At 60.5% G+C, this 8,494-nt stretch carries 8 protein-coding genes; all 8 read right to left on the minus strand.

Going from position 1 to position 8,494, the window contains the following annotated elements:
* Nucleotides 1-294: 294 nt before the first annotated feature.
* Nucleotides 295-1,251 (minus strand): GDP-L-fucose synthase, encoded by a 957-nt coding sequence (locus KF783_RS09780; protein ID WP_294078646.1) that lies wholly within the window; start codon nucleotides 1,249-1,251, stop codon nucleotides 295-297.
* 5 nt (nucleotides 1,252-1,256) lie between these two features.
* Nucleotides 1,257-2,369 (minus strand): GDP-mannose 4,6-dehydratase, encoded by a 1,113-nt coding sequence (gene gmd / locus KF783_RS09785; RefSeq protein ID WP_294078649.1) that lies wholly within the window; start codon nucleotides 2,367-2,369, stop codon nucleotides 1,257-1,259.
* A 59-nt stretch (nucleotides 2,370-2,428) separates the two neighbouring features.
* Nucleotides 2,429-4,513: a nucleoside-diphosphate sugar epimerase/dehydratase gene (locus KF783_RS09790; protein ID WP_294078651.1), complete on the minus strand. Its 2,085-nt coding sequence runs from the start codon at nucleotides 4,511-4,513 to the stop codon at nucleotides 2,429-2,431.
* Between the two features lie 27 nt (nucleotides 4,514-4,540).
* Complete coding sequence (locus tag KF783_RS09795; RefSeq protein WP_294078652.1) at nucleotides 4,541-5,752, minus strand: glycosyltransferase family 4 protein; 1,212 nt, start codon at nucleotides 5,750-5,752, stop codon at nucleotides 4,541-4,543.
* A gap of 18 nt (nucleotides 5,753-5,770) precedes the next feature.
* Nucleotides 5,771-6,442, minus strand: coding sequence for a PIG-L deacetylase family protein (locus KF783_RS09800; protein WP_294078654.1), 672 nt, complete (start codon nucleotides 6,440-6,442; stop codon nucleotides 5,771-5,773).
* On the minus strand, nucleotides 6,439-7,689 hold the full coding sequence (locus KF783_RS09805; protein ID WP_294078655.1) for a class I SAM-dependent methyltransferase: 1,251 nt from the start codon (nucleotides 7,687-7,689) through the stop codon (nucleotides 6,439-6,441). The genes KF783_RS09800 and KF783_RS09805 overlap by 4 nt, the downstream gene beginning before the upstream one ends.
* Nucleotides 7,686-8,114, minus strand: a complete 429-nt coding sequence (locus KF783_RS09810; RefSeq protein ID WP_294078657.1) for a cupin domain-containing protein — start codon at nucleotides 8,112-8,114, stop codon at nucleotides 7,686-7,688. Before KF783_RS09810 ends, KF783_RS09805 begins: the two co-directional genes overlap by 4 nt.
* A gap of 106 nt (nucleotides 8,115-8,220) precedes the next feature.
* On the minus strand, nucleotides 8,221-8,494 hold a 274-nt coding region (locus tag KF783_RS09815), incomplete at its 5' end, for a hypothetical protein (protein ID WP_294078660.1).

An 8,494-nucleotide genomic window follows, 5' to 3' on the forward strand; every position in this document is an offset into this window, starting at 1 on the left:
GTGGTTCGATGTAGCCCGGCCGGCGGAAAATCCAGCCGGCGAAAAATAGAGCGTGGGAATGCGCCTCGCATGCACTGCCAGCTTGCGAAACGTCGTTCCCCTCCCTCCCGGATGGATTCAAGATTGGCGCGTTGCCCTTGGCGCGGTTCAGGTCAAGAACGCGATCACGCTTAACGGGTGCGACCTCAGCCGCCATCGTATCATGCAGAGGTCTGACTTCTCCCTGGCAGGATCAGATCATAGGTCCGGCCAGCCTCAGGGCGTTTCGATTCCGGCTCCCGTTCGCGGTTTGGGTCACGATGCGGGCGCGGTATCCGCCCGGTTCTCAAGATACCAATCGTACACGCGCTCGATTCCTTGCCTCAAATCGATGGACGCGCGCCAGCCGAGTCCTTCCAGGCGGTCAGTGTCGAGGCGCTTGCGTGGCGTGCCGTCCGGTTTCGAGGCGTCGCGAACGATGCCCCCTTTGAAACCGACGACGTCTCCGATCAATTCGGCCAGATCGCCGATCGCGATTTCCTGCCCGCTACCGACATTGACGATGTCAGCGTCGGAATAGGTCTTGGCGAGGAAAATGAGCGCATCGGCCAGGTCATCGACATGCAGGAATTCGCGTAGTGCCGAACCGCTGCCCCAGATGGTGAAGTCGGGCGCGCCCGCTACCTTTGCTTCATGAGCCTTGCGGATCAGGGCAGGAAGGACGTGGCTGGACGTCAGATCGAAATTGTCGAACGGCCCGTAGAGATTGGTCGGCTGGGCCGAGATGAAATCGAGGCCATATTGCTTTCGATACGCCTGACACAGCTTGATACCGGCAATCTTTGCAATGGCGTACCATTCATTCGTCGGTTCGAGCGGTCCGGACAGCAATGCGTCCTCATGGATCGGTTGCGGGGCGAATTTGGGATAGATGCAGGACGAACCCAGAAACACCAGCTTCGATGTACCCACGATGCGTGCGGCCTCGATGATGTTCGCCTCGATCATGAGGTTGTCGTACAGGAACTCCGCCGGTCGCGTATCGTTGGCGTGGATTCCCCCAACCTTGGCCGCCGCAACAAACACCAGATCGGGGCGCTCGTCCGCCATCCAGGCTTCGACCGATGCTTGCCGTCGCAGGTCGATCCGTTGGACCGACGGTTCGATCAGCGTACACGGTTCGTTGCGCAGACGGCGCACCAGCGCCCGACCCACCATGCCGTTATGGCCGGCGACCCATACGCGCGCGCCTTTCAGGTCAAAGTTCGACATGGGCGTTATGCGACCGATCGGGGACGAAGCGCCGCTTCCTCATCCACGCGGCGATGCTGCGCTTCACGCTCAACGGTCTTGAGGTCGGCCTCCATCATCTCGGAAACCAACTGTTCGAAGCTTGTCGTCGCCTCCCAGCCCAGATCGGCCTTCGCCTTGGACGGGTCGCCGATCAACAGCTCCACCTCAGTGGGACGGAAATAGCGGGGATCCACTTCGACCAGCGTGCGTCCCGTGCGCGTGCAAACGCCGCGCTCCTCCACGCCTTCGCCCTGCCATGCGATTTCGACGCCGACATGAGCGAACGCACGCTCGACGAACAGGCGAACCGTCTGGGTCTGCCCCGTTGCGAGGACGAAATCGTCCGCCTTGTCGTGCTGAAGGATCCGCCACATCCCCTCCACATAGTCGCGCGCATGGCCCCAATCGCGCTGTGCATCGAGATTGCCCAGCCAAAGCTTGTCCTGAATGCCGAGATGAATTGCCGACACCGCGCGCGTGATCTTGCGCGTGACAAAGGTCTCGCCGCGAATCGGGCTTTCATGATTGAACAGGATGCCATTGGAGGCGAACATGTCGTATGCTTCGCGATAGTTTACGGTGATCCAGTAACCGTAAAGCTTCGCCGCGGCGTAAGGCGATCGCGGATAGAAGGGCGTCGTTTCGCGTTGAGGCACCTCTTGCACCAGGCCGTACAATTCGGATGTCGATGCCTGGTAGAAGCGGGTCTGTTTGGCCAGGCCGAGAATCTTGATCGCTTCCAGAATGCGCAGCGTACCGATCGCGTCGGCGTTCGCGGTATATTCCGGCGTATCAAAGCTAACCTGGACGTGGCTCTGCGCCGCGAGGTTGTAAATTTCGTCGGGAGCGACTTCCTGAACGATCCGGATCAGGTTCGTGGAATCGGTCATGTCACCGTAATGCAGGTGCAGCTTCGCGCCGCGCTCGTGCGGGTCCTGGTAGATGTGATCGATCCGCCCAGTGTTGAACGATGACGATCGACGCTTCAGACCATGCACATCATAGCCCTTGGCCAGAAGCAGTTCGGCGAGGTAGGCGCCATCCTGGCCGGTTACGCCGGTGATCAATGCCTTCTTTGTCATGGTCTTCCGGTTCATCCTATGATGTGAATTCTGGTCTGGCTGATCGCGCCTTAGCCTGTGGCGCGATCACGCGTCTAGTCGCTAGCCTGGGGTTGTCCGCGACGCAGTTCGACAAAATCGACGACTTCGCTTGATGGCTGAAATTCGACGACAAGCTCTTGAAGCAGCGCACGGGCCTGATGCGGCGATCGGCGTGCGATCGTCTCCGCGATTTTCTTGAGCGAGGCATCCAGCGTCTTCCATGCGATAAATGGTTCGCTGGCGCGCAATATCCTTGGATGCGCTGAAGGTTTCGGATCGTTGCCGATCAACAACTCTTCATACAGCTTTTCGCCCGGGCGCAGGCCCACATATTCGATTTCGATATCCCCGTCCGATGCGGTGTCGGTCCGCAGGCGCAGCCCGGACAATTCGACCATCGATTTCGCAAGATCGACGATCTTGATCGGTTCGCCCATGTCTAGAACGAACACATCGCCACCATCCGCCATCGCGCCCGCCTGAATCACAAGCTGGGCCGCTTCCGGGATCGTCATGAAATAGCGCGTGATTTCCGGATGGGTGATGGTCACCGGGCCGCCAGCGGCAATCTGCTCACGGAACAGCGGCACGACCGAGCCGCTGGACCCCAGGACATTGCCGAACCGGACCATAGAGAATTTGCCCGGTACTCCATCGGACGCGAGCGCCTGCAAGACCATCTCCGCCAGCCTCTTGGTCGCCCCCATTACATTGGTAGGACGGACCGCCTTGTCGGTACTGATCAGCACCAGGCTTTCCACCCCGAATTCGCGGGCGGCAAGCGCGATGTTGACGGTCCCCAGCACATTATTCTCGAGTCCTTCGAGGAGATTGTGCTCGACCAGGGGAACATGCTTGTACGCCGCCGCGTGATAGATGGTATGCGGCCGCCAACTGGTGAGGATTTCGTCGATCCGCCGCCTGTCGCGTACCGTCGCCAGCAGCGGTATCAGCGTCCGTGCGTTGGCGGTGCCGTCCGCAATGGCTTTCAACAACTCCTGATGGATCGCATACAGGCTATATTCGCTGGCATCGACGAGGAGCAGGATCTCCGGTTCCAGCCTTGCGATCTGGCGGCAAATCTCGCTGCCGATCGAACCGCCCGCACCGGTCACCAGAACGACCTTCCCCGTCACATTGCTCCGTAGCAGGGTTTCATCGGGCGGAATCGGCGCACGTCCGAGAAGGTCCTCGATATCCAGATCCTTCAGGTCGCTGAACGAGACCATACCCTTCGCAAGTTCATCGACCCCGGGCATGGTCCGCACATGCAGGCCCGAACCCTTCAGGTGGGTAATGATCTCGCTGCGGCGCGCGCGGCTAGCCTTGTTGATCGCAAGCAGGATGTCCGAGACGCCGTACCGATCGATCAGTTTGTTCAACTGATCCGGCGCGTGAACCCGGACGCCGTTGATCGTCGCCTTCCACAAGGTTTGGTCGTCATCAAGGAAGCCGACCACGCGTACCTGACCGCTGACCTGTAGCGCAGAGGCTACCTGCCGGCCCGACGCGCCCGCGCCATAGATCATCACGCGCGGCTTGTCCGCTTCCGCCACCTCGTTGCGATAGCTCTGGCCTAGCCATGCACCCGCCAGCGCGCGCGAACCGGCGACGAGAATGAACAGCAGGATCGGCTGGATCAGCCCGATGGTGCGGGGAATGGCGGCATATCCAGCGACGGTGTAGATTGCGGCGAAGGGTATCGCGAACATCGCGACGGCTTGTACGATCGCGATAAGTGCAGCGGCCCCCGCATAGCGGAAGATCGCGCGATAAAGTCCGAACACGACGAACAGCGGAAGCGCAAGGACGATCGAGGTGAGGGTTGGCCAGAGCATCGGGCCTAAGGGGTCGGCCCATTCGTTGGTTCGAAGGTAATAGGCGAGTTGAACGCTAAGCGCGCACAGGGCAGCATCTACCCCAAGAGCGATCGCCCGCTTCGCGGGTCTTGGAAGCGCGAGTACCTGTTCGGAAACTGAAACAGCGACCAACCGACCACCCCACCCATTGTCCGGCGCAGAGCCGATCTGACCGCCGGAAACGCCGTGCGGCCAATAGTTATTAAACCATGGATAGCCAAGCCGAATTGCGCCGATTCTCCCGATGAGACGCAAATGTCGCGACAGTGGCGGTGCCATGCCCCGGTGCGATCGGATGGCTTCGGTTCACCGCATTGCGCGACTGTAAAGTTCGATCGCGTGATGCGCCAGGTAGCGGTCGAGCACCGCCGTCCGCGCATTCTGTCCCCGCTGCTGCGCTTCGGCCAGCCCGTCGCGGCTGGCGAGCGAACGGACCAGATCCGCCAGATTTTCCGGATCCGGCCGATCGAGTACCCATCCCGAGTTTGCCGCCGTGATCTCGCGCACCAGTTCCGACGCGGGATGTGCAGAGGCGATGATCGGGACGCCCGCCGCCATCACATTGTACATCCGGCTGGGAACCGACAGCCCCAGCATGCCATCGACAAAGGAAATGATCGTGGCGTCACTCGCCGCGAGCATTTCGCGCAATCGCTCGCGCGGCTGGCGCGGAAGAAAGACGACGTTGCTTCGCCCGGTGGCGCCATCGTCAACCAGCCCCGCTTTCGCGCCCGTCCCCACGAACAGAAAGACGATGTCTTCCCGGTCCGCGAGAAGCCGGGCCGCATCGACCAGAAGCTGGAGATCATGCGTTCGTCCGAAATTGCCGGAAAACTGGACGATGAACTTGCCTTCGAGTCCATGTTCGGCGCGGAACGGGTTCGCATCGCGATCGATCGGCTGGATATCGTCGTCCGCCCAGTTGGGGATCACGAAAATCGGCCGCTCGGCGTTGCCGAGCTTCTCCTGAACGATCCGCTTCATGTCCTCGCCAAGGACGACGAAGGTATCGAACATCAGATAAGACGCCCGGAACAGGGAACTGAGTACGCGATAGGGCAGCGACCGGCGATCAACGGTTCCGGTCGCGGCCAGAACCTCGGGATAGACATCATGGACGAGCATGGTCGCCCGACATCGCCGGACCTTGGCCGCCAGTCCGATGACAAGCGGGACCGGCGGTGGGTTCGTCGCAGCGAGAATTCGATCGCCTTTCCTGAAATGGACAAGTGCGAAGAACAGAATCACGCAGGTGAAGGTCAGGGCGTTTATCAGGCGGGAAACCAGCCCGCCGCCGAACCTCGTCCCGCCTACCCGATAGATTCGGGTGCCGTTGCGCGATTCGCGCGCTGGCGCTTTCTGCCCGCTGACGAAATAGTCCGGCTGTCCGCACAGGACGTGGACGTCGTAGTCCTTTGCCAGCCCTTCGGCAGTCTGGGTCAGCAAATGCGACGCCGTACCCTGTTCAGGAAAATAGAGTTCCGACACGCACCACAGGCGTGGACGCTCGCAGTTCATGTCAGGATTGTCCGCAGATCATATGACGATACGGACGACCTTGAACGCCTCCGCATGGTCGCAGCCATTCTGGCTGCCGCGGAACTTGGCGAGTGCCGTGCAGGCCTCGATTGAACGCGAAGGTGCCTCATGCACCTGTGAGGCATAGGCGTTCAGCGCGGCTTGCTTGCGATCGAGATGCGCGCTGATATCAACATAGAAATCCGGGATGAACGCGGGCTCGATGCCGCCGACATTCCAGTGCGTTTCCGACAGGGTTTCGTAGGCGAGGACGACCCGGGGCGCCGCAGCATGGACAGGCCGGCATGCAACGACCGACGCATCGAAAATGGTCCGGTGATCGATGTGGCGGTCGGGGAAGGGCAGCAGAACCCATTCGGGGTTTGTCGCCCGAACGAACTTGTTGATCGCCCCGTTGATCTCCGCCACCGGCCGCTGGTGAACATAGGTCGCGGGTATTTCGAGAAACTCGACGCGCTGCACGCCCAGGATCTCCAGCGCCTCTGTTGCCTCGCGGCGCGTGGTTTCAAACGCTTCGGGCTTGTACAGCGGCGGCAGGTGGCCGCTGACGATCAGCACCGAGACCTCGACCCCCTCGTCCGCAAAGCGCGCGATGGTCCCCCCCGCGCCCAGCGTCTCGTCATCGGGGTGCGGTGCGATTACGGTGAGGCGTTGAGGCTTTCCGATCACAGTGACAATGTCCTCAATTCAGGCAGCGGCACAATGATCTCGACGGGTCGGTCGAACGCGCCGCGCAGCTTGCCGATGATGTCGTCGGCGAAGTTCCAGGCGAAAATGACGATCACATCGGGTTCGGCGGTCGCCAGCGCCGCCGACGGCCGGATCGCAACCCCGGTGCCGGGCAGGTACCGGCCGGCCTTGTGAACATTATCTTCGACGACGAAGGACACCTGTTCACCGGTCAGACCCGCCATTTTCATGAGCAGGGTCGCCTTGGTTGGTGCGCCGTAGGCGATAATGGTCGCCCCGTTCGCCGCGTGTTTCCCCAGGATGTGGTGGAAATCGCGCATCTGGTCTTCGATACGCCGCTTCCAACCCTTCAGGAAGGCGTCATCATAGAGGACCGACTGCTTCTCTTCCGCCAGAAACGCCGCGGCTTGCGGATGAATCTCGCCGTCACCCGTCTTGCGCAGCAGCAGGCGGAGCGAGCCGCCCTGCACGCTGTTGACGCTGAGATCGATCACGTCGAACCCCAGTCCGGTCAGGTGCCGTACGAGTGGCGCGGCGTGATGATAGTCGAGATGTTCGTGATAGATGGTGTCAAAACACCCGGTTCGAAGAACCTCGCGGAAATAACCGATCTCGAACGCGAAATGACCGCCGTCCTTTAGCAGGGCATGGATGTTGCGGAACACTTCGGCAAGGTCATCGACATGCGCCAGCACATTGTGGCTGGTTACGAAGTCAGCCTGGCCGTGCCGATCGATGATCGTGGCGACGGCCCGCGCGTCGAAAAAGGCATTGATCGTCTCGACGCCATTTTCATTCGCGATTCTTGCGGCAAGCGACGCGGGATCGACGCCGCACACGGTGGCGCCACGCTCCTGAAACGCCTTCAGGCAGGTGCCGTCATTGGACCCGACATCGACGACCAGCGAGCCAGCGCCGACGCCGGCCATTTCCTTCGCCCATTCGGCATAGCCCGCAAAATGCTTGACGAAGCTTGAGCCGATGCCGCTCAGATAGGTGTAGTTGGTGGCATACAGCAAATCCGGTGCGACCGCGTGGCCGAGCTGAAAATGCCCGCAGGATTCACAACGGTCCAGAGCGAGCGGATATGAGGCCGCCGCCCTGGCCGCCGTTTGATCTTCCTGTAGGTTGTTCCCCAGCGGAACGTCGCCGAAGTCGACATAGCGCCGAAGCTCATCGGCGCCGCATAGGCGGCACGCGACGATTTTACGGACCGCGTCGCTCATCGGGCGTATGTGGCCAGCATTTCTTCCAGATTCTCATGCGTGATCAGTGCTTCGCGCACCGTATCCGCTTCATAGGTTTCCTGGTCGCGCGGGTATTTGCTGCTGACGACCATCACGGTCTTGACCGGGAAATAGGTGGCATGCACTTCCGTATCGGGGGTGAAGATATTGTCGCCGGCGCGAACCTTCAGATACTTGATCTCGCCGTCGTCAAGGTCGCGATAGAAATAGTCGATTTCACCTTCAAGGATATACATGAAGTGAAAATCCTTGTGGTGCCAGTGGTTCGACCGCAGGGCGCCGGGATTGCAGGTGATAATCGAAACGTTTTGGACCGTTTCATCGACGATCGAAAGGATGCTTCCACGTTCGTCGGCGTCGCGCTCGACATTCGGAAACAATGTGGACTTGCGCGGCAGCGACATCTGGAAACTCCTCTTGAAAGACCCCGGAAAAACCGACGTTCCGGCCGAAAAATGACGCGCGACCCTTAGAAGATTTCCCCTTCATTGCAAGGTGCAAAGGCCAGGGTTACCGGCGTTGAGCGATGCGTAATCGGGTGAGTTTTTCACCCAGTGCCTCAAGACATGCGGTAACGGCTTGCATCGAATCGAGGCGAGTGGCCTGGGTCTCGATCCAATGTTCCCGCGGGACGGCAAACATCTCCTCGAACGCATTGCCGTCGGTCACGGGCTCGCTTCCGATCATTCGGGTTCCGGGGCGTCCGTAGAAGATCGGGTGAAAGTCGATCGTCGTGCCGTCGTCGAGCCGGACATCGGCGCGATTGCGATATTCGGGTCCGACG

This window comes from Sphingomonas sp., from assembly GCF_019635455.1.
Taxonomy (GTDB): domain Bacteria; phylum Pseudomonadota; class Alphaproteobacteria; order Sphingomonadales; family Sphingomonadaceae; genus Sphingomonas.

Coding starts and splice junctions, on each gene's coding strand:
- KF783_RS09780 (WP_294078646.1), bottom strand. CDS start 1,251: ATGTCGAACTTTGACCTGAAAGGCGCGCGCGTATGGGTCGCCGGCCAT.
- gmd (WP_294078649.1), bottom strand. CDS start 2,369: ATGAACCGGAAGACCATGACAAAGAAGGCATTGATCACCGGCGTAACC.
- KF783_RS09790 (WP_294078651.1), bottom strand. CDS start 4,513: ATGGCACCGCCACTGTCGCGACATTTGCGTCTCATCGGGAGAATCGGC.
- KF783_RS09795 (WP_294078652.1), bottom strand. CDS start 5,752: ATGAACTGCGAGCGTCCACGCCTGTGGTGCGTGTCGGAACTCTATTTT.
- KF783_RS09805 (WP_294078655.1), bottom strand. CDS start 7,689: ATGAGCGACGCGGTCCGTAAAATCGTCGCGTGCCGCCTATGCGGCGCC.
- KF783_RS09810 (WP_294078657.1), bottom strand. CDS start 8,114: ATGTCGCTGCCGCGCAAGTCCACATTGTTTCCGAATGTCGAGCGCGAC.